This window comes from Kangiella geojedonensis (assembly GCF_000981765.1).
GTDB classification, from domain to species: domain Bacteria; phylum Pseudomonadota; class Gammaproteobacteria; order Enterobacterales; family Kangiellaceae; genus Kangiella; species Kangiella geojedonensis.
In genome coordinates this window covers 389,894-416,547 of sequence record NZ_CP010975.1, presented here as the reverse complement: position 1 = coordinate 416,547, position 26,654 = coordinate 389,894, and the positions used below count along the sequence as shown (strand labels likewise).

General features: G+C 44.3%; 20 protein-coding genes. 8 read left to right on the top strand and 12 right to left on the bottom strand.

The window, feature by feature from the left end:
- Positions 1 to 26 precede the first annotated feature (26 nt).
- Together TQ33_RS01965 and TQ33_RS01960 are read right to left on the bottom strand one after the other, a co-directional pair.
- The gene (locus TQ33_RS01965; RefSeq protein ID WP_046560579.1) at positions 27 to 3,137 is read right to left on the bottom strand and encodes an efflux RND transporter permease subunit; all 3,111 of its coding nucleotides are present in this window, start codon (positions 3,135 to 3,137) and stop codon (positions 27 to 29) included.
- Between the two features lie 5 nt (positions 3,138 to 3,142).
- Complete coding sequence (locus TQ33_RS01960; protein ID WP_046560578.1) at positions 3,143 to 4,357, bottom strand: efflux RND transporter periplasmic adaptor subunit; 1,215 nt, start codon at positions 4,355 to 4,357, stop codon at positions 3,143 to 3,145.
- A 220-nt stretch (positions 4,358 to 4,577) separates the two neighbouring features.
- On the opposite strand from TQ33_RS01960, the gene TQ33_RS01955 reads away from it, so the two are divergent.
- Complete coding sequence (locus TQ33_RS01955; RefSeq protein WP_046560577.1) at positions 4,578 to 7,385, top strand: M1 family metallopeptidase; 2,808 nt, start codon at positions 4,578 to 4,580, stop codon at positions 7,383 to 7,385.
- Between the two features lie 71 nt (positions 7,386 to 7,456).
- Here TQ33_RS01955 and TQ33_RS01950 read toward each other — a convergent pair whose 3' ends face one another.
- From TQ33_RS01950 to acnA, 3 genes are all read right to left on the bottom strand, one after another.
- Positions 7,457 to 8,653: an MFS transporter gene (locus tag TQ33_RS01950; RefSeq protein ID WP_046560576.1), complete on the bottom strand. Its 1,197-nt coding sequence runs from the start codon at positions 8,651 to 8,653 to the stop codon at positions 7,457 to 7,459.
- 76 nt (positions 8,654 to 8,729) lie between these two features.
- The gene (locus TQ33_RS01945) at positions 8,730 to 10,040 is read right to left on the bottom strand and encodes an MFS transporter (protein ID WP_046560575.1); all 1,311 of its coding nucleotides are present in this window, start codon (positions 10,038 to 10,040) and stop codon (positions 8,730 to 8,732) included.
- 15 nt (positions 10,041 to 10,055) lie between these two features.
- Positions 10,056 to 12,764: an aconitate hydratase AcnA gene (gene acnA / locus TQ33_RS01940; RefSeq protein WP_046560574.1), complete on the bottom strand. Its 2,709-nt coding sequence runs from the start codon at positions 12,762 to 12,764 to the stop codon at positions 10,056 to 10,058.
- Between the two features lie 283 nt (positions 12,765 to 13,047).
- On the opposite strand from acnA, the gene TQ33_RS01935 reads away from it, so the two are divergent.
- The gene (locus TQ33_RS01935) at positions 13,048 to 14,154 is read left to right on the top strand and encodes a phosphoribosylaminoimidazolesuccinocarboxamide synthase (protein WP_046560573.1); all 1,107 of its coding nucleotides are present in this window, start codon (positions 13,048 to 13,050) and stop codon (positions 14,152 to 14,154) included.
- Between the two features lie 42 nt (positions 14,155 to 14,196).
- Here the strand turns inward: TQ33_RS01935 and TQ33_RS01930 are convergent, their stop codons facing one another.
- From TQ33_RS01930 to TQ33_RS01900, 7 genes are all read right to left on the bottom strand, one after another.
- Positions 14,197 to 15,060 carry a hypothetical protein gene (locus TQ33_RS01930; protein WP_046560572.1) on the bottom strand — a complete coding sequence of 288 codons (864 nt, stop codon included), beginning with the start codon at positions 15,058 to 15,060 and terminating at the stop codon, positions 14,197 to 14,199.
- Positions 15,060 to 15,791 carry an SIR2 family NAD-dependent protein deacylase gene (locus TQ33_RS01925; RefSeq protein ID WP_046560571.1) on the bottom strand — a complete coding sequence of 244 codons (732 nt, stop codon included), beginning with the start codon at positions 15,789 to 15,791 and terminating at the stop codon, positions 15,060 to 15,062. Before TQ33_RS01925 ends, TQ33_RS01930 begins: the two co-directional genes overlap by 1 nt.
- 13 nt (positions 15,792 to 15,804) lie before the next feature.
- Positions 15,805 to 16,092, bottom strand: coding sequence for a hypothetical protein (locus TQ33_RS01920; protein WP_046560570.1), 288 nt, complete (start codon positions 16,090 to 16,092; stop codon positions 15,805 to 15,807).
- Positions 16,093 to 16,121: 29 nt separating this feature from the next.
- Complete coding sequence (locus TQ33_RS01915) at positions 16,122 to 16,754, bottom strand: dUTP diphosphatase (RefSeq protein WP_218915772.1); 633 nt, start codon at positions 16,752 to 16,754, stop codon at positions 16,122 to 16,124.
- 176 nt (positions 16,755 to 16,930) lie between these two features.
- On the bottom strand, positions 16,931 to 17,755 hold the full coding sequence (gene djlA / locus TQ33_RS01910) for a co-chaperone DjlA (RefSeq protein ID WP_046560569.1): 825 nt from the start codon (positions 17,753 to 17,755) through the stop codon (positions 16,931 to 16,933).
- A 28-nt stretch (positions 17,756 to 17,783) separates the two neighbouring features.
- Positions 17,784 to 18,482: an N-acetylmuramate alpha-1-phosphate uridylyltransferase MurU gene (murU, locus tag TQ33_RS01905; RefSeq protein ID WP_046560568.1), complete on the bottom strand. Its 699-nt coding sequence runs from the start codon at positions 18,480 to 18,482 to the stop codon at positions 17,784 to 17,786.
- The gene (locus TQ33_RS01900) at positions 18,479 to 19,519 is read right to left on the bottom strand and encodes an aminoglycoside phosphotransferase family protein (RefSeq protein ID WP_046560567.1); all 1,041 of its coding nucleotides are present in this window, start codon (positions 19,517 to 19,519) and stop codon (positions 18,479 to 18,481) included. Before TQ33_RS01900 ends, murU begins: the two co-directional genes overlap by 4 nt.
- A 132-nt stretch (positions 19,520 to 19,651) precedes the next feature.
- Here TQ33_RS01900 and TQ33_RS01895 point away from each other — a divergent pair, with 132 nt between their 5' ends.
- The 6 genes from TQ33_RS01895 to pyrE all read left to right on the top strand — a co-directional run bounded on the left by TQ33_RS01895 (position 19,652) and on the right by pyrE (position 26,625).
- Positions 19,652 to 22,030, top strand: a complete 2,379-nt coding sequence (locus TQ33_RS01895) for an LPS-assembly protein LptD (protein ID WP_046560566.1) — start codon at positions 19,652 to 19,654, stop codon at positions 22,028 to 22,030.
- A 1-nt stretch (position 22,031) separates the two neighbouring features.
- Positions 22,032 to 23,333, top strand: a complete 1,302-nt coding sequence (locus TQ33_RS01890; RefSeq protein WP_046560565.1) for a peptidylprolyl isomerase — start codon at positions 22,032 to 22,034, stop codon at positions 23,331 to 23,333.
- Positions 23,334 to 23,372: 39 nt separating this feature from the next.
- A complete protein-coding gene (gene pdxA / locus TQ33_RS01885) occupies positions 23,373 to 24,368 on the top strand; it encodes a 4-hydroxythreonine-4-phosphate dehydrogenase PdxA (RefSeq protein WP_046560564.1) in 996 nt (331 codons plus the stop codon).
- A 7-nt stretch (positions 24,369 to 24,375) separates the two neighbouring features.
- Positions 24,376 to 25,185: a 16S rRNA (adenine(1518)-N(6)/adenine(1519)-N(6))-dimethyltransferase RsmA gene (gene rsmA / locus TQ33_RS01880; RefSeq protein WP_046560563.1), complete on the top strand. Its 810-nt coding sequence runs from the start codon at positions 24,376 to 24,378 to the stop codon at positions 25,183 to 25,185.
- 74 nt (positions 25,186 to 25,259) lie between these two features.
- Positions 25,260 to 25,583: a PilZ domain-containing protein gene (locus tag TQ33_RS01875; RefSeq protein ID WP_046560562.1), complete on the top strand. Its 324-nt coding sequence runs from the start codon at positions 25,260 to 25,262 to the stop codon at positions 25,581 to 25,583.
- Between the two features lie 397 nt (positions 25,584 to 25,980).
- Positions 25,981 to 26,625: an orotate phosphoribosyltransferase gene (gene pyrE, locus TQ33_RS01870; protein ID WP_046560561.1), complete on the top strand. Its 645-nt coding sequence runs from the start codon at positions 25,981 to 25,983 to the stop codon at positions 26,623 to 26,625.
- The last annotated feature ends 29 nt before the right edge of the window (positions 26,626 to 26,654 follow it).

The following is a 26,654-nucleotide window of genomic DNA, read 5'->3' as shown; positions in this document are numbered from 1 at the left end:
AGCCATAAAGTTTATAGACTGGATTTTTACTTTGCCACAGTTCGTTTCACCCAATGCTTGACGTGAGTCGCCTTATAGTAAAGCAACGGAACCAGTACTAGTGTTACTAGCGTTGATAGCAAAATACCAAAGCCTAGCGAGACGGCCATTGGAATCAAGAACTGTGCTTGAGTAGATTTCTCGAAAATCAAAGGCATCAAGCCGGCGAAAGTTGTCAGTGAAGTCAACATGACAGGCCTCAAACGTCTTACGCCAGCATGTAAAACAGCATCTGTGAGCGACTCACCATATTTACGACGTTGCTGGTTAATATAGTCAACCAAGACTAACGAGTCGTTCACCACAACCCCTGTCAGAGCCAACATCCCCATCATACTCATGATCGATAGCGGCATTCCCATAATCCAGTGTCCAATCGTTGCCATGGCTGCACCAAACGGTATGACTCCCATGACCACGAAAGGCTGTACATACGATTTAAATGGTATCGCTAACAAAATATAAATCGCGAATAAAACAAAACCCAAGCTAATTAATAAATTATAATTTGACTCTTCTTGTTCACGAGCCTCACCTTCAAGGCTAAATGAAACACCAGGGTAATTCGAAACAATGTCAGTGGCATCTGCGATGATGCGACGCTTAATCGCTTCTATATCGGCGTTCTCTTTATCCACATCGGCCGTGATGTTTAATGTTCGCTGACGATTAATACGATAAATACTTGCAGGGCTTTTTCCGTAGGACAGCTCAGCCAATTGAGACAAAGGAATCTTCCCGCCAGCGGGAGTATTGATCAATAAACTATTAAGTCCTTCCAAGCTACCCCGTTCTTCTTGGGCCAGTCGAAGCATGACACGGACATCTTCTCTGCCCCTTTGTATTCGCTGAACTTCAACCCCAAAGTAAGAGTTACGGACTTGTCGAGCTAGGTCACTCAAGCTAATCCCAAGAGTTTCAGCTTGTGGCTTTAAGGTAAACTGAATCTCTTGTTTGCCCTTAGAGAAACTATCTGTAATATCAAATACCCCCGATACGGTTGAGAGAGTTTGTTTGACCTCTTTAGCTGCTGCATTTAACCGAGTTATGTCAGAACCACGTAACTGAACATCAATAGGATCGCCGCTTCGTCCAATCTCTGCTCTAAAAGTTAATGTTTCAACACCGGGTAGTGGGCCGATTAACTGTCGCCACTCGCTGACCAGTTTTGTACTTGTGATCGATTCATCACGCTTTTCAGGTGGCATCATTTCAATCATAACGCGACCAATATTAGACGACGCTGAACCTCCGCCCCAGGTTGATCCACTGGAAGAAAAGATATGCTCAACCACAGAGTTGCCGTCATCATCACGATACTTTTCTTGAAGTTTTAATGCCGCATTAGTGATTTTTTCAACGTACGAATCAGTCACTTCAAAAGGTGTGCCCTCCGGCATCTGTAATGACACTCGCGCAATTTCACTTTGGATTCTAGGGAAGTAAACAAAGCGAGTAATCCCACTAGAAATAGTCGCCCATACGATCAACAGTATCGATACAAATATCACTAAACTTAAAAACCAATGATGCAGTACAAAAGCTAGTAATGGTTTATAAAATTTGAGAATGGCTTTTTCAAATCCTTTGGCAAATTTTTGCTGATATTGGATGAGTTTATTCGGCTCTTTCTCCTTCGAAGCTGCCTTCATATGACCAATATGAGCAGGCAAAATAAACTTAGACTCAACCAATGAAAAAATAAGTACCGGGATCACGATATACGGAATTTGTGAATAGAACACGCCCCAGCCGCCACCCATAAAGGCCAGTGGCAAGAAAGCCACCATGGTTGTAATAACACCGAAAGTCACTGGCACAGCAACTTCTTTGGTGCCGTTAATCGCGGCATCCAAAGGTTTATCGCCTTTGTTCAAGTGGTTGTAAATATTTTCACCCGTTACAATCGCGTCATCGACCACGATACCGAGCACCAGAATAAATGCGAAAAGACTGATCAGGTTGACGCTGATACCAAGCTCCGGCATAAATATCATGCCGCCTGCAAATGCTATAGGAATACCAAGACTTACCCATAACGCAATACTCGGTCTTAGGAATAGTGCCAGTAATAAAATCACTAGCAAACCACCCTGCACAGCTGAACTTATAAGAGTACTTAAGCGGGCTTCTAGTGGCTCTGAGCGATCGCGCCACACAGACAAGCTCACACCTGCGGGCAACTCTGATTTTTTGGTCTTAACGTAGTTAATGACTCGCTCAGATACTTCAATAGTACTTTGTGTCCCTGTTCGATAGATTTCTAACTCAATTGACGGTTTACCATCAAAACGAGTGTTAACACTTTCTTCTTCAAAGCCATCCCGAATCGTGGCTAAGTCTCCAAGTTCAAGAATGGTCCCATCTGGTCGTGTTAAAATCGGAATTTGAGTGAACTCTTCCCGCGTATAAGATTGACCTTTTAAACGCAATAAAATATCACCGCGCTCGGAGCGAACCTGCCCAGCAGATAGATCTAACGAACGCTGATTTACCGCGCTAGCGACATCTTGTAAGGTTAGGTTAAACTCGTTGAGTCTGGCTTGATTAAACTCAATAGCAATTTCGTAAGAACGAACACCAGAGGTTTCGATTTGCGACAAGCCTGGTAACGACGCAATTTCTTGTTGAATAATTTCTGCGTAGCGTCGTAATTCTTTTTCAGGAAGATCTCCGCTGACAACCACACTAATCGCTTCGCGTCGTCTAATGGACTGTGAAATAATAGGTTTCTCAGCTTCTATTGGCAGTGTATTTAACGCATCGACTCGACTCTTAACTTGATCAAGCAAGTCTTTAACATCATAACCTTCTTCGACCTCAATCGTGACACGACCAACGCCTTCAGAAGAACTCGACGATAATTCTTTTATTCCTTCTAAATCATAAACCGCCTCTTCGATTCGAGTTGAAACCGTTTGCTCGACTTCTTCAGGCGTGGAGCCACGAAATGGCACTGAAACATTAATGTAGTCAAATTCAATACTAGGGAAGGTTTCAACCGTCACGCGCTGCCACATGGTGTAAGATCCAGCGATCAGAATAACGAACATTAACAAGTTCGCGGCGACAGAGTTTTTAGCAAACCAACTAATCATTGTTCTTACTCCACGCTAGAGTTGTTGGTAGTAGGCGCTCGCGGTTTCTTCTTCGCACCCGTCACTGCATCCTTTAAGCGTGCTTTTGCACCGTCCGCAACAAAACTAAGACGGGAAATAACCAACTGCTCTCCCTCTTCTAAGTTAGGTTCCGCACCATAGGGATCGATGACTGTGCTTTTTTCGTCCTGCCACAAAATTCTAATATCTCGACGATATACAGCGCCTTCACGATAAACAAAGATTTGATCATCAGCGGTAAGAATGGTCGAGGGTACCACCACCACATCTTCCAAAAGCTCACCTTCAATTTCAGCGCTTACAAACTGCCCAACCTTTACTTTCGGATTAACCGTTAAAAAGTCTGAAGGTAACTTTGCTGTTACGTACCATTGTCGTGTTTCCTCATCAATAACACTATCGCTACGGTCGACTGGAACGATCCACGACTCAGTCTGGCCTGCGAAATCTGCTTCCAATTTGACTTGTGCAGCCCCCTTACTTGGGGACTTAAGGAACTGTACTTTATTGCTTGGGACAGGTAATCGCGCTTCTAAAGAGTCGCTAGAGAAAATAGTCGCCACAGGAGTATTGGTATTAATTAGTTCACCAACGCTAACCAATCGTTGAATAATATATCCGTCATAAGGCGCAGTGACTGTTGCCCGGCTTAATGCCAATTTCGCTTTCTCCAGACGTGCAGTTGCCGCTTCTAGACTTGCCTGTGCTGATGCCAGTTGCGGCTCCCGTAACACTAAAGCATTGGCTTTTTTGTTAGGGTTAATTTTTTTCCAATCTTTTAACGCTTGCTCGGCACGAGCTTTCTCTTCATTCAAAGCAAGCTGAGCATTAGCAACTTCAGCGCCTGCAATTCTGACTTCAATTTGATAATCACGCGCATCGACTTGGAGTAGTTCCTGTCCTTTCTTGATAGGAAGGCCAGTTTTAAAGTTGTCAGCAACTGATATAACTTGACCCGAGACTTGAGCAACCAACTGGCTTGACGTTGACGCTTCAATATTACCGTATGAGTCTATGAACACTTGATAGTCTTCATATTTAACTGGAGCTATTTCCACCGTTTCCACGGTTTCAGGCGGCTTTCGGTTAAATGCTTTAGGCTTGCTGCTGGTCATCACGTTCACTAAAACCACGACCCCAACTAGGATCACTAAAGGTAAAATAACGGATAACCATAGATTCTTTTGTTTATTGCTCATATGCCATTCTTTATAACTATTTGAAATAATTAGAGTTTTATCAAACCCCAGTCCGATGCAAAATTATAGCGACTACAGTGTAAACATTTCGTCGATAGCGCACTCTTAAGTCTAGCTTTATAAATGTAACAGGATGTTACACAGCTGTGCAGAGTTACTATTAATAAATTAAACCAAACCATGTATGCTATGGAGCATCTTAACAATAAAGGGTTAAACCGTGAAAAAAATAGGACTAATAACAATCTTTAGTAGCCTTGTGCTGGCTGCGGGCTGTAACCAGAGTGAGGACGGCAAAGACATTAAAAACGACAACACAAAAGTCGTAGAGTCTTTAGCTGAACAAAATTCTAAAAAGCAGGACAATGAAGCGGTAAAGCAATCGATCGCCGAGTCGAACTACCCTAAAGAGATTCCTACCGGCAGACTGCCATCAACGATAAGCCCTACCAGCTACGAAGTACACTTAAAAGTTGACCCTGATCAACCAACCTTTAGTGGCACAGTGGTGGTCAACCTACAAGTTGATGAAGCAACAGCTCACATCTGGCTTCATGGTAAAGATATTACTGCCCATAGCGTGACATTAACGCCTCAAGGCAAACCACCAATCAATGGTTCTTATGAAGAAGTCGACACCACCGGTGTGGTTAAGTTGTCTTTTGAGGAGCCGGTTAATACAGGTCACGCCAAGTTGACGATTGATTACGAAGCGCCCTTTAATGAAGCGTTAGAAGGCTTATACCGAGTCAAAGACGGCGAACTTAACTACGCCTTCACCCAGTTTGAAGCCACTGCGGCTCGATTGGCATTCCCGAGCTTTGACGAACCAGCCTTTAAGGTTCCATTTTCCTACAGCATGACTGTTCGTAATGAGCACAGAGCCTTCACCAGCACACCAGCAATCTCTGAAACCGATCTTGGTAATGGCTGGAAGAAGATTGTGTTTGCAAAGTCAAAACCACTTCCCACTTACTTGGTTGCTTTTGCAGTCGGTGATTTTGACGTTGTTGAGTGGCAGGACATTCCGGCCACAGACGTGCGCGACTTTTCGATTCCGCTACGAGGTATCGCCACGAAAGGCAAAGGTCACCGTTTAACTTATGCCTTAAAAAACACCAAAGATATTTTAAACGGCCTGGAGCAATACTTCCAAATTCCTTACCCCTATAAAAAATTAGATATCGTAGCAGTTCCAGACTTTAACGCTGGTGCGATGGAAAATGCAGGCCTTATTACCTACCGTGAACAATTGCTGCTCTTTGATAGCACTATTTCATTGGGACAAAAACGCGCCTACATGAATGTCCACGCTCATGAGCTTGCTCATCAATGGTTTGGTAACTTAGTAACGCCGGTATGGTGGGATGATATTTGGTTAAATGAGGCTTTCGCGACTTGGATGGCTCACGTATCCAACAACAAGGTTTACCCGAAACAAAAGTTTAGACAAGCGCTGTTAGAACGTTCTTTAAACGTTATGGGTTCCGATAGTCTTATCACGGCACGTCAAATACGCCAGCCGATCGAAAGTAATCATGATATTCAGTCGGCTTTCGATGGTATTACTTACTCTAAAGGTGGCGGTGTTCTCAGTATGCTAGAAGCTTTTCTTGGCCCTGAAAACTTTAGAGCCGGCATTCAGCATTACATGAAAAAGTTCGAGTTCGGTAACGCCACCGCTCAGGACTTTATTACCGCCATAGGTGAAAAATCGCCACACATACCACTTGAAACCATACAAGATGCGTTTAATAGCTTCTTAGAGCAGCCTGGTATTCCTTTGTTAAACGTTGAGTTATCCTGCGAAGCAGATAAGGCAGCGACTGTGAAGGTTTCACAGTCACGCTACCTTCCTATCGGTTCTAAAGGCTCTGTCAAACAAACGTGGAAAGTTCCTGCCTGCTTTAAGTACGCGATTGATGGCAATCAACACCAAGTATGTAAAGTGTTAGAAGATGCCAATCAAAGCTTTGAACTTGAAGAGAAAGGTTGTCCGGCGTTTGTGATGCCGAATGCTAACGGTGCGGGTTATTATCGATTCAGCATGGAAAGTGACGGCTGGCAGTCCTTGTTAAGCCATAAAGCACAACTCAGCACTGAAGAGATGATGTCGCTCAACAATAGTCTTCAAGGGGCTATTAACGCCGGCAAAATGACCTTCACCGATTTAATTGAAATTGCACCTAAAATTATAGCCTCTGACTCAGAAGCTATCGTTATGGGGCCAAGCAAACTGTTGAGCTTCGTATACGGTAAGGTTGCTGACTCAGACGAAGAAAAAGCAAAGCTGGCAAGTCTGAACCGCTCTCTTTACGGCCAAAAGCTAACAGAGCTTGGACTGGAAACCAAGAAAGATGACTCGGTTGATACGATCCGTATGCGTACTGGATTAATCAACTTCTTAGCCGATGAAGGCGAAGATAAAGCGGTGAGACAGTACTTAACGGATATGGCTATTGCCTACACAGGCTACAAAATCGATGGCAACATTCACCCCGACAAAGCCGACAGCAATGTTATCAGCACCGCCATAAAGGTCGCGGTTGAAGACCTGGGCACGCCATTTGCCAAACATTTGAAAATGCTACTCGACTCATCTAATGATGGAACCGTTCGCGGACGTTTATTAGGTGGTTTAGGATCGGTTCAAGACCCAGAGTATGCGACCGAGTTAAGGGAACTGATCTTGTCGGAAGAGCTTCGAGATAATGAAATCTATTCCATCCTAGTAGGTCAGTTGCAGGACAAAGAGCTACAGAAGCCTATGTGGGAGTGGTTCAAAACAAATATCGAAGGCATCAAGTCACGTATTCCGCCTTTCGGTCAAAATCGCTTACCGGTGGTCGGGCAGTTCTTCTGCTCGAGCGCCATGAAAAATGATTACAAAAAATTCTTCAAACCTATTGTTGAGGAACTGGCTGGGGCACCGCGCCCTTACAAGCAAAGCATCGAGTCAATTGAGCTTTGTATGGCGCAAGTTAAGTTCCATGAAGATAATGTTAAAGAGTATCTGAGCAATCAGTAACTTTCTTACTAACTATAAATCGTTTAACGAAAAAAGCGCTCCTTAGAGCGCTTTTTTTTATGACAATACAATTATTTTTCGGCGAGAAGTTTTTTCTGAATAACAAGGCTGGCAAAAACACCATAGCCAATTGCAAAGGTTAAAAAGGTTTCTACGCTATCGAATAGTGAAAATAAGTAAGGTGCAATGCCTGTAGAAATAATCATGGTCGCCGATACCAGCGCTCGAATAGCACCAAGATGGGTATTACCGAACACTTCCGCATAGAAAGAGTTTATTACTGGGCCACTCGACGCCACCGTCATTCCCGCTAAAACCATAAATGCCAATAACCATGCTTTATGGTCACCAATATACAAACACACCATGCCTAAAACTAGCGGCAATAAATACCAACGCATGTAGACGCGAGGATGGGAAGCATCCACCAAAGGCCCGGTTACGATCGCACCTAAGAAGTGTATTAACCCATACAGCATCAGACCGATTGACAACCAGTCCAGCGTCCAGCCCTTACCATCAATCAAAATCGTTTGATGGAAAAATATCCCGGTAATCAAGAAGGCTGGACCAATGATGGCTGGCAAAATCAACCAAAAACGCCAATCTGACATGACTTGTAAACGCGACCAATCTTTTGTCGCTGCGCCATCTTCAGACTGCTCCGACATTTCATGTACAGGCACTAAATCGGCTTTCTTCAACAACCATAACAACAAAGGAAATACGATGATTAAAGCGACAATAGCGTAACTGTGCCAACTGGTGCTATGGCCGTAATTCTTCAGTAGGCCAACAGCAATGGCTGGCATAATCATTTCACCAAACGCCATCCCCTGTAACGATAGACTCACTGCTTTCCCGCGATGTTGCGGGATATAGCGCATAAGCGTTGTTACCGCAATATGCGTCATCAATCCTTGACCACAAAGCCGAATACCAAGGTACGAGAAGAACAGCATGATAAGGTTTGAGCTGTTGGCAAACAAAATACAGGAGCCAATTAACCCCAGTATAACGACAGTGGTAAACGTCTTAACTTCAATATCGTCAATCTTCGCGCCAACAAAGAAAATGGTGAACCCACTAATTAAGGTGGCAACAGAATAGACCAAGCTTAGGTTATCTTTTTCGAGTAACAGATTACCGATGAGGTCTTTATTGAATAATGAAATAAAGAAGGTCTGCCCTAGGTTCCCTACAAAAACACAAAGAAAACCGAATAGAAGCAAATACTTATTACTTTTGACAAAGTTGAGATAGTTCATGGCAGATGCCGTGACGCTAAAAATTAGGCGAGCATTATACTCTGAGCGACTTCAAGTTACAGCCCACCCGCCTTACTTATTCCTGAACCTCTTTGAGACCCAGGGCTAATAATCCAGCTAGTAAACACATCACTGCCATAACCGCTAACACCGCCACATTGCCGAATACTTGGGCAATCGCACTGAAGCCGACACCGGTTAATAGAATCAGTCCAATGATGGTATTCGAAAGCGCGGTATAGGCAGCACGATTATCCGCCTCCGCCATATCAACCAAGTGAGTCGAGCGCCCCAAACGAACACCGTGGTAAGCAATCATCAGCACAAACAGTACCGCGGGTAATACGATACTGTGTCTGATCAGCTGATACTCAGCCAGCAAAACCGTTGCCGCTAGAGCAATCATTGCCACGATTGATGATAGTATCAAAACTTTGCGACTGGACTTATCCGCTAACCAGCCCCAGACATAACTACTCAAAAAGCTGGCGAGCGATGATGCTAAAACCAACGCGCCTAAACCACCTAGCATGGAATCAAGATTCTCGACGCCACCTTCACCATTCAGCGTCACCATAAACGGTGGCGCTAACGCAGTTGCAATAAGCAAAGCTCTGACACTGATGAACAACAACAGTTGCTTGTCTTTCAATAATGCTAAATTTTGCTTCGCGACCTGAAGTGGGTTACCACCACCTTCCGTTGCCCCTTCTGCTTCTTCCAATTTGGAAAAGGTCAAACTGGCAAAAATCCATAATCCTGCGGCAAGGGTCATCGCAATCAGTACCAACGTCATACGCTCGACATAATCGGACGCAAGTACTAAGCCAAAAACAATGACTGCGCCAGATGCCACCGAGGCAGCTAAGCCCGTCACCTTCCCTCGCATCGACTTAGAAACTGTTTTGCCTAGAACATCTTTATAAGAAACAGAGCACACACTTCGCGCCACAGCAAGAATGCCAAGCAAAATGACAATAGCAACTCCTGCTTGCTTACCTTCTAGCAACACAGCGCTCATTACCATGCCAGCCACCGACAGCCCCTGCACCAGGCTTCCCAGCGCCCACGCCCACTTTCTTTGCGGCAAGCGTCTTAAGGCACCCGCCGTAAACAACTGAGGCAACAAGGCTCCCGCTTCTCTAATCGGTACTAATAAGCCCACTAAAAAAGTCGAAGCGCCAAGCGCTGACAACAACCAGCTGAGAATTAACTTGGGATCAATAAGACCGTCAGCCACTTTAGTCGCAGCCAACGAAATGATGTGAGTTGTGACATTTTTAGGCTGATGATCGCAGGCCTGCTCAGGAATATCCTTGCAGACCCGCCCATCATCACCACTGTTGATAGCCTCGTAGACTTGCTCAACCGTGGATTGTTTCGACATTCAATAACTCTCCACTTAAGCGTTAATAAAGTCTCTCAACACATAGTGAAGAATACCGCCGTTCTTGTAGTATTCCAGCTCAACCTTTGAGTCTAAACGAGACAGCACCTTGAAGGTTTTGGTTTTACCATCGCTGCTTTTCGCCTCCACTTCAAACGTCTGGTTCACTTCAAGACCGTCAGAAATGCCTTTAATGGTAAAGCTTTCATCACCGCTTAAGCCAAGGGTTTCAGCGTCTTCGCCATTCGCAAACTCAAGCGGTAACACGCCCATGCCGACTAAGTTACTACGGTGAATTCGCTCGTAGCTTTCAGCAATAACCGCTTTAATCCCAAGCAATGTCGTACCTTTAGCTGCCCAGTCTCGCGATGAACCACTACCGTATTCTTTACCCGCTAACACGATCAGCGGCGTGCCTTCGGCTTGATATTTCTGCGATGCATCAAATACTGTCATGGTTTCGCCGTTTGGAATGTAGCGAGTGTAACCACCCTCTTTATCCACTAACTGGTTCTTGATACGAACGTTGGCAAAAGTACCACGCACCATCACTTCATCGTTACCACGGCGCGAACCGTAAGAGTTAAACATCCGTGGCTCGATACCGCGACCTTTTAAATATTGCCCCGCTGGCGAATCTTCTGAGAAACCGCCCGCTGGAGAAATATGGTCCGTAGTAATCGAATCCCCCAGCTTTAATAGAACGCTGGCACCTTCGATATCTTTTGGCTGCTCCACTTTCGGCTTCAAGCCTTGGAAAAACGGTGCTTGCTTGATATAAGTCGACGAATCATCCCACTGATACACTTTATCAGTAGACACGTCCATATCACGCCATTGCTCGTTACCGTCAAAAATCTTGCCATAGTTTTTCGCGAAATCAGCAGGCGTCAGAACCTTATTCATGACTTCTTGAATGTCTTCATTACTAGGCCATAAGTCCTTAAAGTAAACCGGTTTGCCATCTGGTGTATGTGCCACCGGCTCTTGATCAAAGTCGATATCGACACGACCCGCTAGTGCGTAAACCACCACCAACATTGGCGACATCAAGAAATTCATCTTCACATCAGGATGAACACGCGCTTCAAAGTTTCGGTTACCCGACAGAACCGAAGCTACCACCAAGTCGTTTTTAACCACAGCCTCGCCAATAGCGTCAGGCAGTGGCCCTGAGTTACCAATACATGAAGTACAGCCATAACCGACCAAGAAGAAATCTAACGCTTCTAGATCATCAAGTAAGCCTGAGTTTTCAAGGTAGTCGGTAACCACTTTCGAGCCTGGTGCTAACGATGTTTTAACCCAAGGCTTAACGGTTAAGCCTAGTTCATTGGCTTTTTTCGCCACCAAACCAGCGCCGATCATCACGCTTGGGTTCGAGGTGTTAGTACAAGAGGTAATAGCGGCAATCGAAATTGAACCATCGTGTAGTTCATAATCTTGATCACTATCTTTGTCATCAACCTTAATCGTTTTCAATAAACCATTATCGTTATCCGCTGGGCTACGATCTTCTAAAGGCTGATAACCACGACCATAGTTTAGCTCCATCAAAGACTTGAACTGAGCTTTTAAATTGCTGATCGCAATTTTATCCTGTGGGCGTTTTGGACCCGACGCTGTAGGAACAACAGTACTCAAATCCAGCTCAACCACACTGCTGTACTCGATGTCGCTTTCGTTCTCGCGCCATAACATATTATTTTTAGTGTAAGCTTCCACACGCTCAATCGTTTCTTTGCTACGATTCGTATCGCGCATGTAATCCAAGGTGCGATCATCGATCGGGAAGTAAGTCACGGTACAACCAAATTCAGGCGACATGTTCGAAATGGTCGCACGGTCGGTTACTGTTAAGTGATCCAATCCTTCGCCAAAAACTTCGACAAATTTGCCAACCACGCCATGCTTACGCAGTAATTCAGTAATGGTCAGAACCATATCGGTCGCTGTCGTACCCACTGGCAGTTTACCGGTCAGCTTTAAGCCAACGACTTCTGGCATGATAAAGAAGATAGGTTGACCAAGGATCGCAGCTTCAGCTTCAATACCGCCGACGCCCCAACCAACAACACCAATACCGTTCACCATTGGTGTGTGTGAATCAGTACCTACTAAGGTATCAGGGAATAAAGCACCATCACGCTCCACAATACCTTGAGCCAAATACTCTAAGTTTACTTGGTGACAAATACCCATGCCCGGCGGCACCACGGTAAAGTTATTAAAGGCAGTCTGCGCCCACTTCAAGAACTGGTAGCGCTCTTCGTTTCGCTCATACTCCATCTGGATATTTTTATCCAACGAGTCTTTGTCGCCATAGAAATCAACCTGCACCGAGTGGTCAATGACCAAGTCCACAGGGATTAAAGGATTCACTTTTGAACCTTCGACGCCATGCTTGGCCGCCTCGGCACGAACGGATGCCAAGTCGACAACCGCAGGTACACCGGTAAAATCCTGCATCAAAACACGCGCAGGCTTATAAGGAACTTCTTTTTTCTCGGGATTCGGTTTCCATTGCAACAAAGTATCCACATGCTCGCTGGTCACGCCCAGTCCATCGTGGTTTCTTAGTGCATTTTCCAGAAGGATACGTATTGAAAACGGCATCTTCTTGATGTCATGCCCCTGCTCTTGTAAGTCTCGCAGGCTCCAAATGTCGAAATCCTTACCGCCAACGGATAACGACTTCTTACAATCAATAACCTCTTCGCTCATCATGGGCTCCCTTATGATTAAATGTTGATTACCATTGATTTTATTACAATAATAAAATCAATGGATTAAACTGTTTTCACGCTACTCTTCACTATACATCAGTTAATCAACAACATAAAACTTAGACCGTTAAGATCCTGTAAAATTGCTATACGCTCACGCAAAACGTGGAGAAATTCACCAATTCTGGTATCATTTCGCAGCAATATTTATATCCGACGGGTGTTGCCGCGCAGCCCCGTAACTCTTTGGATTCAACTGTATAACACAATAGGTCACATCCATGAGCCTTGCTGATAAAGTTTTAGCCGTTAATGACGATCTCCCGATCCGTACCAACCAACCGGTCCACAGCGGTAAAGTCCGCTCTGTCTACTGGCTTACCGAAGAAGATAGCGCACGCTTGATCAAAGAACGTGGCTATGACGTGGCCGCCGACACGCCATTAGCGATTATGGTGATCAGTGACCGCATATCAGCGTTTGACGCTATCTGGCACGGCGAAGGTGGCATGAACGGTGTTCCAGGCAAAGGCGCTGCGTTAAACGCTATATCCAACCACTGGTTTAAACTTTTTCGCGAGAATGGCCTAGCCGACAGCCACATCCTTGAAATTCCGCACCCATTTGTATGGATAGTGCAAAAAGCCAAGCCCGTTAAGATTGAAGCAATTGCTCGCCAATACATCACAGGCTCCATGTGGCGTGCCTACGCCAAAGGCGAACGTGAGTTTTGCGGTATCCGCCTTCCTGATGGCCTAGAAAAAGATCAAAAACTTGATGAGTTATTAATCACGCCATCAACCAAAGGCATCTTGAAAGGTATCCCAGGTGTCCCAGAAGCTGACGACGTCAACGTGACTCGCAAGAACATCGAAGATAACTATGAAGCTTTTGCTTTCCGCAGCAAAGACGATATCGACTTATACGAAAAACTACTGAAAGAAGGTTTCGACTTAATCAGCAACGAGCTTGCCAAGCTTGACCAAATGTTTGTCGATACCAAGTTTGAGTTTGGTTACGTCAAAGGCAAAGACGACAACGAGAAGTTGATCTATATGGATGAAGTTGGCACGCCTGATTCGTCGCGTATTTGGGATGGCCCAGCGTTCCGTGAAAACGGCAAAGTGGTCGAAAACTCAAAAGAAGGTTTCCGCCAGTTCCTACTGAATCATTTCGAAGACTCAGACATTCTATTGAACAAAGACCGCATGGACGAACGCCAAGCACTCGCTCGTGACAACGACCTACCAACAGAAGCTTTGATGAACCTGTCAAAAACTTATACGAGTATTGCTGAAAAAATTACTGGCGAGAAAATTGAATTGTCAGACAACCCCAAAGCAGAAATCACCCAAATCTTAAAAGACGAATTTAAGCTGGTTGATTAAACCCTAGCCCCCATAACCCCGCTTCTTTCCGCAGAGTGAGGGTTATGGGCACTCCCCCCACATCCTCAATTCATCTTCCTGTGATACAAATTCTTTATATATATTTATTTCACGAATCAAATCTTGAGGTAGAGGATTCTTAGGAATTCGTGCTAACCCATGTTCGGTTCTATAAAGGTCAATTTCTTTTATTTTTTCTTTTGCCCAGAGTTTATTTTTTTCGGTCAAGCTTGGCAAACCAATGCTACTATAGCCAAAAATATCTAGCCCATGAAGCTCTTTTTTCAAAGCCCGCCAATTCATCTTTTCTTCTGGCGGAATATCAATAAAGTCAAAATTCATAGTTAAAAGGTTTAGAGCTGTAAAATTCCCTGTTTCTAAAAACATACTATCTAGGGCGGCAACATATGACTGTCCGTCAGCGTTTTCACCGAATAAATGGTTAATAGCAACTCGACTCATTGCAACAGGATCTCTATTTTCCGCCAACGAATCTAACGTTTTCTTATCAAAGCTCTGATAACTCGATATTTCGCTACTGTGATAAAATAAATGATACCCTCTATCCTCTAACCACGCCTTTCCTCTAAGGTCGCTCTCAATCATTTCATATACGTTTTGTGCAATATCATATGCACAGTCTTGCCCCAAAATGTATTGCTTTCCGGCAATCTTATACATTTTATTATTATCAAACATCAGCGCAGTTTTAAATTTCTTAGTGTGATTAGCCCCCTCATTATTTTCTTTGTCCTGCGGCTTTTTATTACTTTCTCTAAAGGCGACATTTTTACTGCTAACCTGTTCATCATCAACTAACCCTACTTTTTGCTCCCCAGAGTTACTCCAAAGAAAAATGCCAACTAAACCTACGACCAATAAGCCTACTGCAACTACTCTCTTCACTAACTTAACCCTCCAAAAAATTGTGACGCCACGACCGGTATCGTATAATCCACCACCAAGCCCTCTGTTGGTTCTGGATTAATTTCTACCACAGTAGCGCCTTGGCTTTTGGCGAGCGCGGCGAGTCCTGCGGCGGGATAGACTTGACTGGAAGTTCCTACGGATAGAAATAAGTCGCAGGAATACGAAGCGCTTTCGGCGTCGCGCCAGGCGTGTTCGGGTAAGGCTTCACCAAACCAAACGACTGAGGGGCGTATTTGTCCGCCACATTCAGGGCAATCGATAACAGTCTCCACTCCATCAACGTCACCTTTATAGTCTTCGCGACATTGCAGGCAGTGATTGCGCCAGATATTACCGTGTAATTCGATAATTTCTTTGGAGCCACCAGCTTGATGTAAGCCGTCGACATTTTGCGTAATCAACGTGACGTTTTGATCGTTAGATTGTTGCCATTTTGCTATCGCTTTATGGGCATCGTTGGGTGATTTGTTTTTAAGTTCGCTGCGACGCCACTGATACCACTGCCAGACTCGGTTTGGGTTTTCTAGGAAACCATGAATACTCGCCATCTTTTGCGGATCGTATTGGCTCCAGAGGCTTTCTTTAGTTTCTTCTTTGTAAGAGCGGAAAGTAGCGACGCCAGACTCCGCAGAGACTCCAGCGCCGGTAAGAATAGTCACGCGCTTAGCGCGCTGAATTACAGCAAGAACTTCAGGTTCGATATCCATATCGTAGATATGATTACTCTAATGAAAGGCTGCTAAAGTCAAAGCGAGTATCAATCACTTCGCCTTTAGCGCCAGTGTCTTTTAGCGCTTTTAGGTAGCGCTCCGCAGTTTTAGAGTCCACACCCTTTTTTACGGTTCGAGGCTCCTCTTCCGACAGCTCAAGAAGCTTTTTGGCAACTTTATCATCAACTCCAAACAGCTCAGCTAGCGCATGCTCAATGTAATACTTTCCTTTGTCTAAATCTCCGTATCCTTTTAAAACAACTTTATGCGTACCTTCAGACATTGTTTCTTTAGACATAATTTCTCCAGTATAGTATCCAGTTCTAATTATTTTAGGGTTGAATAACGATCAGCTAAGCCTTTGTAAACTTGATTTTTAAAGTCTTCGTGTGTTGGGTCTAACGTTTCTAAAATTTCAACCAGCACCTCGTTGTCTTCAAGACCATCCCACTCTTTAATATAAGTGCCGTCTTTATAACCATTATCTTGGCGGAAAAAGTTAAGCGTATTTTTACCGACATAACTTTTGAATAACTCTTCAAAGGGCATCTCGATTTGCTCCATACAACCCGCAAAACTTGCACCATCAAAATGCTGATACATCACAGCTTGTCCAGCTAAAATTTCGAGGGTTTGCTTAAAGTCATCTTTAACCACAGGCTCCAACATTTCGCCCGCAAGCTCTTCCGCGATTTCATCAAACGATAGTTCACCATCAATTCTCGAGCTTAAACCAAAATGGAAAATATCCACCAGCTCCATTTTCACCTGCTCAACGTCAGGCGTCTGATGTTTCCACCACTTCCAACCGTGATGCTCTAACATCTCCGCACATTCAATCCAAATCGCACGATACCACTCGTAATTTTGATCAAACCATTTTTCATGAACTTTAGTGTTCATCGCGTGCTGCATTTCCAACATCACCGCAATTTGCTTTACCATCAATTCTTTATTCATTCTAATCTCTATATGCTTAAATTATTTCGTCTATAAAACCATTAACTCTATTCTTCATAAAACGTCACGAGCGAAGAAAGTGCGAGGCAAAAAAGTTAGTTTATGAAGCGCGTTTACTCTAGTAAATAAGCTGATTAAATAACTCTTTTAACAAAGCAATTTCAAGCGCAGTAGTTTTACCACCCTTTACTTTTTTTGATCAACTCATACGCAGACTTAATCTCCTGCGTCTTCTCCGTCGCCATCTTAATCATTTCTTCGGGCAAACCTTTCGCTACCAATTTATCAGGGTGATGTTGCGACATTAATCGACGATAGGCACGTTTCACCGTTTTCTCATCATCCGAACTATTCACACCCAGCACTTGATAGGCTTGCTCAACACTTGGACCACTCGGTGCTTCATGATAAGTACCGCCGTGACCTCCAGCTTGCCCTTGGGAGTGACGATGAAAACCCTGTTGCGCTTGTACCATTTTGATCAGCTGATCAATCATAAAGCCAGCAAAACCCAAGTGCTTTCCGACTCTATGTAAAATAGCTCTCTCATGATTATGAATAGTGCCATCAGCAAGCGCCATGGTAATTTGAACTTCGAGGAACATCTGCATCAAATTACGACGACGCTGGCATTCCTGCTTAAACTGCCTAAGTACCGCTTCTAGATCAAAGTCACTGGCTTTGCCTTGCTGAAATAAATCTATCGCAAACTTCCGTGCGTCTGGATCGAGGCCCATTCGTTGCATCACGTTTTCTGCGTGGCGTATTTCATTTTGCGTGACCGTGCCATCAGCTTTAGCGATATGCCCCATGGTGGAGAAGGTCGCCGTGAAAAAAGCCGCCTGCACACGCTCTTGATCACCCGGCGCGTAACGCTCTTGGTAATCTTCTGTTTTTTTATCCAATTGATGGCCAAGTACGGCGCCAATAATAGCGCCAATTGGGCCTCCCGCTAGCGAGAAGCCTAAAACACCACCGATAACTTTACCAAACCAGCTCATTCTTTTAATTCACCGCTCTTGTTAAGAGTTACAATTTTCCATCGTACTCAATTGTTTTAATGCGTCGCTGGAAACTCAAATTCAACGCTTCTAATCGTTCCGGCGTACCTATGTCATGCCAACGCCCATCATATAACTCACCAGTCACCTCAGCCTCAACCATTAACTCTCGCAAGATAGGTGCTAATGGATAAGGTTCATCTAAAGGCACATCTTTAAAGATGTCAGGCTGATAAACGCCAATCCCAGAAAAAGTCACACACGGCTCTCCTTCTGCGACCACCAAGCCATCCTCTCTAAGCAAGAAGTCGCCTTGCGGATTGTGATCAGGGTTAGGCACCAGCACGACATGCGCCAGCTTAGAAGGCTTTCTGAGCAAACCTTCGTAGCTAAAATCAGACCAAACATCGCCGTTTACGACAATAAATGGCTCATCACCAAAGAACTCTAGGGCTTTTCGGATACCACCCGCAGTTTCTAGGGCTTGAGGTTCGTGGGAAAAAGTTAAGTTAACTCCCCAGTAAGCACCATCACCTAAATACTCAGGAATTTGCTCACCTAGCCACGAGGTGTTGATTAAAATCTCTTTAATTCCAGCTTCTTTTAATGCTTCTATGTGCCACTCGATCAAGGCACGGCCATCCACTTTAAGTAGCGGTTTCGGATGACGGTCCGTTAATGGACGCATACGCTCACCGCGCCCCGCTGCTAAAATCATCGCTTTCATGACAATTGCGCCTGCTTTTCTTCAAAAAGAGGCATGACCTTTTGTTCAAGCCACTGATGAAACTCGGACATGGCAGGGTACTTTTCAGCTTGCTGAAGAATATAAGTGAGGGTTAAAGGGATATCTTTCAAGTAACCCGCTTTCCCATCCCGGTAATTAAGCCGACAAAAGATTCCAGCCACTTTGATATGACGCTGCAACCCCATCCAGTCAAACCATTGTCTAAACTGTTCTTTATCTAAAACGGCTGGCGATTGCTTAATGTAGTAACCAACCCATTTATCCACCTGTTCAGGCGTCCATTGGATGTAACAATCCCTTAGCAACGATAATAAGTCGTACGTCAAGGGCCCACGCACCGCATCTTGAAAATCAATAATGCCAGGTTGCTTCGTATTGTCACAGTCCATGATGTTTCTAGAGTGGTAGTCCCTGTGAACAAAAACCTGCGGTTGAGCAAGCGCACTTTCTATTAAGTGTTCAAACGTTGTATCCAACAAACGATTTTCGACTACCGATAGCTCAAGGCCTAAATGCTTGCCCAAGAACCAATCGCGAAAGAGCTCCATTTCGGCACGAAGCATAGCTTCATCATAATCCGGTAATGAGCTTGCGGATATTTCCTGCATCGTCTCTAGGCTGTCAATGGCGCGGTGATACAAGTCATCGGCAAGGTCGATGTTACCGCTTTCTTGAGCTTCTTTCAGCAAAGGGAGATAAAGTTGATCGCCTAAATCACTTAGCAACATAAAGCCCTGGTCATAATCTTTAGCCAAGACTCTTGGGGCGTTAATGCTTTCCAGTAACTCGGCAACTTTGACAAATTGCCGACTATTTTCATACTCAGGAGGCGCATCAACCGCTATCCAGCTGTTTCCATTATCTTGAGACCATCTGAAATAGCGCCTAAAACTGGCATCACCAGAGACCATTTGCCAAGATAAACCTGAGTCTAGGTCGGCTTCATCGGTCTTCAGTAGCGATATTTGCCGCTGCGACCATTCTTTTAGCGCTAATTGTCGTTTATCTTTTGTCATTATTAATTTTCAATCTGTGGCGTAAGCGTTTATCATTGAGTCTTTATAACTGATGTCAGTTACAAATCGTAAGCCCTTGAATCGACGGGCTGTTTATTTTGTGACCAACCCGTAGAAAAACACGAAAAGTACATGGTAAGCAAGAAAGTCCGTTGGGTAAAATCTTTTTTAGCATCTGCAATCGGCGCTTCGCTGACTGTTGTTGCACTGCCGTCTGCTGCAGACTCTGCTGTAAAAAACGTGTCAGAGCAACCAGTAGAAGAAAAAAACTCTGAATCAGGTAACACATCAGAGAGTCAGAAGAACGGCTCCGTACGACTCTATCAGTTTCCTGAGTTTAAAACATGCCCTAGCGAGGCGATTGAGCCTATACGCTATCAAGCCGATCTCAGCAACCCCAATGAACCGATTAAAATCTACTCAGACGAAGCATCTCGTGAAGGCAACATGGCCTACCTTACGGGTAATGTTCGTGTCACACAAAATCAGCAACAATTAACGGCTGATAAGCTAACTGCTGATAATAGAGATAAATCATACCGAGCTGAAGGTGACTTACTCTTTACCAGCCAAAATTTTGTGGTCGGTGCAGATAGTCTTGATTATTACTCGTTAGAAGGCTCGACAGAAATCCAAAATACTCAGTACCACCTCTACAGCAATAATGCTAATGGTGAAGCAGAACAGATTCGAGTTGATAATAAACAGATTTTAACCTTGTCCAATACTGACTTTTCTACTTGCCCTGACGATCAGAAAAGCTGGGTATTTGAATCCGACGAAATTGTTATTGACCGTGAAAGTGGCTGGGGTAAAGCCTATAACAGCGTTGTAAAAGTTGCTGATATTCCCGTGTTTTATTTGCCTTACATAACATTCCCCGTCGATGACCGCCGAAAAACAGGTCTGCTACCACCCTCTTTTAGTAACTCCAATCGAAACGGTCGTGATATCAGCGCTCCTTATTATTTTAATTTAGCGCCAAATTACGACTTAACCTTAACGCCTCGTTACATGACGTCACGAGGCTCTATGCTCGGCTCTGAGTTCCGCTACCTCACAGAACAAAACAGCGGCGAACTTTTTTTCGAGTATTTACCCAGTGACAAAGCAGCTACCGCAACTAACCCCGAAAACTTGCCAGACAAACGCTGGCAGTATGATGTAAACCACTTAACTCAACTGAGCGAGAACTGGTCGAGTGGAATAGCTGCACGAAAAGTAAGTGACGATGGCTACTTCCAAGATTTTGGCGGTAGTATTCAAGACAGCAACCAAGATATTCTGAGCCAAAACCTTTACGTACAGTATTTGACTAACGAATGGCTGGTACGCACTGAATATCAAGACTGGCAACTGCTAAACAGTCCCGTAGAGCGTTACACCATTGCTCCTCGTGTGCAGCTGACGCGTTTTTTCGAGCCCAATGAGAATGATTTTGAGGCTAAAATTCATACTGAAATCACTCGCTTTGATAAAGACAACGCAGTGACAGCCGATCGCTACCATGTCGAGCCTTCGATTGGCTGGAGCCATGAAACCTTATATAGCTTCTTTCGCCCAGAACTTAGTTTTGCCTATACCCAATACGAGCAAACAGACGTTGCTGGTATTGAGCAAACCTTAGACAGAAGCTTACCGACGCTTTCCATCGATACCGGTTTATTTTTCGAGCGAACCCTCGAGTTTGATGATGGTGACATGACTCAAACCCTTGAACCACGACTCTTCTATTTATATACGCCATTCGAGGATCAGCAGGATATTGGCATTTATGATACCAGCTTGCCGACCTTTAACTTTACGCAACTGTTCAGTCGCAACCGTTTCAGCGGTATTGACCGAATTGGCGATGCCAACCAAGTCAGCGGCGCTATAACCAGTCGGATTCTAGACGAAGAGGGTCGAGAAAAGGCTTCCGTTTCAATTGGACGTACCGTCTACTTAAAAGATCGTAAAGTGACCATGCTTAACTTGCCCGTTGAGACCAATAAGCAGTCCGGGCTATTGGCAGAGGTGAACTGGCGCTGGACTGACAATATCGAGGTCAAGTCTGCCATCGAGTGGGATGATCAGATTAACGAAACGACACATGGCCTAGTCAACGTTCATTATGAGCCAAAACCGAACCATATTATTAACCTCGGACATCGCTACCGAAAAACTCCTAACCGCACTCAAGAAGAGGCTGAGCTTGCATTTGCATGGCCAATGTCCCAAGATTGGCGTCTTCTCGGTCGCTATAACCAAGATCTGACAGAAAATCGAACTAACGACTCCTTTCTTGGTCTAGAGTATGAGTCTTGTTGCTGGGCAGTGCGCGTAGTCGCGAGACGTTACATTAATATCCAGCTGGACAGCCAAGGTGGACTTGTCCCAGACCAACCTGATGAGCACAGCTCAGGCGTGTATATTCAGTTTGTATTAAAAGGGGTGGGGAGCTTACGCGGCAGTACCACTGAATTTTTAGAAGAAAGTATTTACGGATACGAAGATTTATTAGGCAAATAGTATGACATTGAAACACTTGATTTCGGCTTGCTTGTTGGTTGCTTCATTAGCCACTTTAGCACCTCAAACTGCTGTTAGCGCAGAAACTATTGATAAAGTCATTGCACACGTTGATCAAGACGTGATCTTGCAAAGCGAGCTTGATCGTAAAGTCATTCAGGCAAAGGACCAGCTTAGAGCGCGTGGTGCACAGCTCCCGCCTGACGATCTTCTAAGAAAGGAATTGCTTGAACAACTGATTATTCAAAGCCTGCAATATCAAATGGCAAACCGAGCAGGCATGCAAGTACAGCCGGCCGAGCTACAACAATTCGCAACTCGAGTTGCTCAGCAGAATAATATGTCCTTAGAAGAGTTTCGATTACAGATGCAAAGCCGAGGCGTAGCATGGGAACTGTTCTTGGACGATTTACGAAAAGAGATAGTGACATCTCGTTTTCGCGATGCTTATGTAGCGCGTCGCATTAAAATTAGTGAAAAAGAAATTGATTCATTAGTTCAGTCAATGAATGCTAAAAGCCAAGTCGAATATAAGCTTGGCCACATCCTTATTGCTGTGGACGAAAGCGCATCGGAATCAGAAATCAATACTGCTAAGGCTAAAGCCGTTGATATTGCGAATCAGCTTAAGCAAGGTGGCGATTTTGAAGCCATGGCTCAAAGTTACTCTGATGGCTCTGAAGCAAGCTCCGGCGGTGACTTTGGCTGGAATTCTGAGCAAAACCTTCCTGAACTGTTTAGAACGCCAGTCTACTACTTAGAGCGTGGCAAGGTATCAACACCTATTCGCAGCCCCGCAGGCTTCCACATTCTAAAGCTATACGACAAACGTGGTGATTTAGAACACGTAGTCCAACAAACCAAATCACGTCATATCCTTGTCCGCCCTGATGCTATCACTACGGAACAGGATGCTATCGATTTACTCAACCATATTCGCGAACAAGTGATTGCTGGTGAAGCAGACTTCACCAATATGGCCAAAAAACACTCCGATGACCCTGGTTCGGCTAACTTAGGTGGCGAGTTGGGCTGGAATAACGTCGGCGCGTTTGACCCCGCATTTGAAGATGCATTAGGTAGCTTGAGCATTAATGAAATCAGTCAACCGTTCCAAAGTAGTTTTGGCTGGCATATCGTTCAGTTAACCGGCAAGCGTCAAGACGATCAGTCAGAAGACATGAAGCGTCAACAAGCGGCTAAAATTTTGCGCCAACGCAAATTTTCTGAAGAAGTTGAAAACTGGGTTCGTGAAATTCGTGATGAAGCTTACGTCAAGAAAATTGTTGAAGAAGAAGCGTAAGCTTTACGATATCCTTTTATAATATCCAAAGGACATCATATGGATATTCCGAGAATATTAATTACGGCGGGAGAACCCGCCGGAATTGGTCCAGAAATTATTGTTAAAATGGCACAAAAGACTTGTTCTGATCAGCTAATTGTTTGTGCCTCACCTCAATTATTACACCAAGCGGCTGAGGTAGCCGGCTTGCCCTTAACGCTCAATGAATTTTCCGTTGGCAGCTCCCCTGAACCACATAAGCCCAGTCATTTATGGGTCATACCGCAAGAACTTACTTCAGAAGTTAACTTCGGCGAATTAGACGTTGATAACGCAGCTTATGTTCTCAAGACGCTTAAAACAGCCAATGATATGGCGCTGCATGGCGATATTGATGCGATTCTTACTGGCCCCGTTCATAAAGGGATTATTAATGATTCGGGACTCAAGTTTTCAGGGCATACCGAGTTTTTTGCAGAGCACAGTAACAGCAAAAAAGTCGTTATGATGCTAGCCACTGATGGTTTACGGGTCACACTGGCGACCACTCACCTTCCCCTTAGACATGTTGCCGATGCTATTACGCCTCAGTTATTAGAGGAAGTTATTACCATTATCGACACAGAGCTGCGCCAAAAATTCGCAATCACTCACCCCAAAATTCTAGTCTGCGGGCTCAATCCCCACGCAGGTGAAAACGATCACCTTGGAACGGAAGAGTCGAGAATTATTACACCAACTCTCAAAACCCTAAGCCACAAGCTAGACGCTACAATCATTGGGCCGATACCTGCCGATACGGCATTCCAGCCCAATAAAATTAAAGATGTCGATACCGTACTTGCCATGTACCATGACCAGGGGTTGCCAACCTTGAAATATAAAGGGTTTGGTAAGGCTGTTAACGTCACCTTGGGATTACCTTATATTCGTACCTCCGTCGATCATGGCACCGGCTTAGATATAGCGGGCAAAAATATTGCTGATATCGGAAGCATGCAATATGCGTTACAATTCACCCAAGACTTAATCCGACGTAGTAAACAGCCTTAAACCCATCATGGCAAATTCAAAAATTGTTCAAGGTCACCAAGCGCGAAAACGTTTTGGTCAAAACTTCTTATCTGACAACCATTACATTTCTCGGATTGTCGACTCGATAGCGCCGCAACGTCATGATCATATTGTTGAGATTGGGCCTGGCTTAGGCGCTATCACTGAACACTTAGTCGAAAGTGCTGGGAAACTCGACGTGGTAGAACTTGATCGCGATTTAATTCCAAGACTTGAAAACAAGTTTGCTAACCATGATAACTTCACGATTCATCAGAGTGATGCACTGAAATTCGACTTTACTCAATTAGAAGAAAATGAACAGAAGCTCCGCATTGTGGGTAACCTCCCCTATAATATTTCGACACCGCTAATTTTCCATCTACTGAATCAGCGCCATGTCATTCATGACATGTACTTTATGCTGCAGAAAGAAGTGGTTGAGAGGCTTTGCGCTTCCCCAAGTACGAAACAATACGGCCGTCTCAGCGTTATGGCTCAATATTTTTGTGAAACGGCAATGCTATTCGTGGTACCTCCAGGAGCTTTTTCTCCAGCCCCTAAAGTTGACTCTGCCATTGTGCGCTTAATGCCGCATACACACATTAAAAACCCCGTAAAAGACTCTAAACTTCTTTCTCAAATTGTGACGGCAGCTTTTAACCAGCGTCGAAAGACCATCCGAAACAGCCTAAAAGATTGGCTTGGACAGGACGACTTCGAGCAATTAGGTCTTAAAGCCACAGAGCGCGCGGAAAGGCTTTCACTCAATGATTTCGTGTCTATTTGCCATTTTGTTGAGGCGCACCAAATTTAAAAAAGTGTGGACTTCTTCACAGTTTTTGCTTAGTCTAATTAACAGCAAGGATGCATATTTAAGAGGAGTAGGCTATGAGAATAGAGCAAGATGGTCAATCTAAGAAGCCCAAACTAGCTGGGCAGAATCCTAGTGATGCAAGACGCTTCTTTAGAGTATCTATACACCTTCCCGTTGCAATCAGGCAACAAAACTCTGACGTACTAATATCCGAAAGCTTAGACATTTCAGAAGGCGGCGTATTGGTCAAAAACAACAATGATACAAGGCTAAAGAAAGGTGACAACGTCAAAGTCCACATTGAAGGTATTCTCGGTGAGGATCTTGACCATATGGTGCTTCACCCCATGCGAGTAATACGCGTAGAAGAAGACAAAATAGCACTAGAATTTGTATAGCTGCTAGATTACAAACTAAGCACTCTAACAAAACTGTTTTTGCAAAGCCCTGTCGCACTAGCGGAAAAGTCTTCACGCCTCTTGTTACATTGTACTCATGCAAACTAAATCACATCGAGTATTTATTAAGTTGGCTATTCTATTCCGGTCATTTCCTAACTACATTTATTGACGAAAATCATCACTCTTTAGTGTTATAGCACTTCTAAGTATTATAGTGATGGTCTCAGTATATAAGGGGTAGAGACTAATAACACACAAAAAATAACAAACTTTGAGCGGCTTTTGCCGCTTTTTTATTACTTGTTGCTTAAAGCCAACCTCGGTGCTCAGTTTTTTTTATTCCCAAATACAGGTATCATAGCGACTGATTCTATTGACTACTTCAGCGTAAAATATGCACGATTACCAAACACAGTTCATAGAGCTGGCACTATCAAAAAATGTTCTTAAATTCGGTGAGTTTACGTTAAAGAGCGGCCGCAAAAGCCCCTATTTCTTTAATACAGGCTTATTTGACAGTGGTGCTGACCTAGCGCAACTGGGACGCTGTTATGCACAAACTATTGTGCAACAAAAAATTCCTTACGACGTCATATTTGGCCCAGCCTATAAAGGCATCCCCCTCGTCAGTTGCACGACCATGGCTCTCGCCGATCACCACGACATCAGCGCTCCTTACAGTTTCAACCGCAAAGAGAAGAAAGATCATGGTGAAGGGGGCAGTATTGTCGGCAGTGCCCTAAATGGAAATGTCCTAATCATTGATGACGTCATCAGTGCAGGAACTGCTATTAGGGAGTCAATTGATATCATTAAACAAAACGGGGCGACTCCGAAAGCAGTGCTCATCGCCTTAGATCGACAAGAAAAAGGAACCGGAGAGTTATCTGCTGTTCAGGAAGTTGAACAAGATTACGGAATTCCAGTATTTTCTATTATAAAGTTAGCGGATCTGCTAAATTATTTAAAAGATCATCCTACATTTAGTGACTTCTACCCCAAAGTGCTCGAATATCGAGAGACTTACGGTGTCGAGTAGCTTATCGAATTAACGGATGCCATGAACTT

Excerpts from the sequence above, each read along its gene's own strand:
- TQ33_RS01965 (WP_046560579.1), bottom strand. The coding sequence starts at position 3,137 with ATGATTAGTTGGTTTGCTAAAAACTCTGTCGCCGCGAACTTGTTAATG.
- TQ33_RS01960 (WP_046560578.1), bottom strand. The coding sequence starts at position 4,357 with ATGAGCAATAAACAAAAGAATCTATGGTTATCCGTTATTTTACCTTTA.
- TQ33_RS01950 (WP_046560576.1), bottom strand. The coding sequence starts at position 8,653 with ATGAACTATCTCAACTTTGTCAAAAGTAATAAGTATTTGCTTCTATTC.
- TQ33_RS01945 (WP_046560575.1), bottom strand. The coding sequence starts at position 10,040 with ATGTCGAAACAATCCACGGTTGAGCAAGTCTACGAGGCTATCAACAGT.
- acnA (WP_046560574.1), bottom strand. The coding sequence starts at position 12,764 with ATGAGCGAAGAGGTTATTGATTGTAAGAAGTCGTTATCCGTTGGCGGT.
- TQ33_RS01935 (WP_046560573.1), top strand. The coding sequence starts at position 13,048 with ATGAGCCTTGCTGATAAAGTTTTAGCCGTTAATGACGATCTCCCGATC.
- TQ33_RS01925 (WP_046560571.1), bottom strand. The coding sequence starts at position 15,791 with ATGGATATCGAACCTGAAGTTCTTGCTGTAATTCAGCGCGCTAAGCGC.
- TQ33_RS01920 (WP_046560570.1), bottom strand. The coding sequence starts at position 16,092 with ATGTCTAAAGAAACAATGTCTGAAGGTACGCATAAAGTTGTTTTAAAA.
- TQ33_RS01915 (WP_218915772.1), bottom strand. The coding sequence starts at position 16,754 with ATGAATAAAGAATTGATGGTAAAGCAAATTGCGGTGATGTTGGAAATG.
- djlA (WP_046560569.1), bottom strand. The coding sequence starts at position 17,755 with ATGAGCTGGTTTGGTAAAGTTATCGGTGGTGTTTTAGGCTTCTCGCTA.
- murU (WP_046560568.1), bottom strand. The coding sequence starts at position 18,482 with ATGAAAGCGATGATTTTAGCAGCGGGGCGCGGTGAGCGTATGCGTCCA.
- TQ33_RS01900 (WP_046560567.1), bottom strand. The coding sequence starts at position 19,519 with ATGACAAAAGATAAACGACAATTAGCGCTAAAAGAATGGTCGCAGCGG.
- TQ33_RS01895 (WP_046560566.1), top strand. The coding sequence starts at position 19,652 with ATGGTAAGCAAGAAAGTCCGTTGGGTAAAATCTTTTTTAGCATCTGCA.
- TQ33_RS01890 (WP_046560565.1), top strand. The coding sequence starts at position 22,032 with ATGACATTGAAACACTTGATTTCGGCTTGCTTGTTGGTTGCTTCATTA.
- pdxA (WP_046560564.1), top strand. The coding sequence starts at position 23,373 with ATGGATATTCCGAGAATATTAATTACGGCGGGAGAACCCGCCGGAATT.
- rsmA (WP_046560563.1), top strand. The coding sequence starts at position 24,376 with ATGGCAAATTCAAAAATTGTTCAAGGTCACCAAGCGCGAAAACGTTTT.
- TQ33_RS01875 (WP_046560562.1), top strand. The coding sequence starts at position 25,260 with ATGAGAATAGAGCAAGATGGTCAATCTAAGAAGCCCAAACTAGCTGGG.
- pyrE (WP_046560561.1), top strand. The coding sequence starts at position 25,981 with ATGCACGATTACCAAACACAGTTCATAGAGCTGGCACTATCAAAAAAT.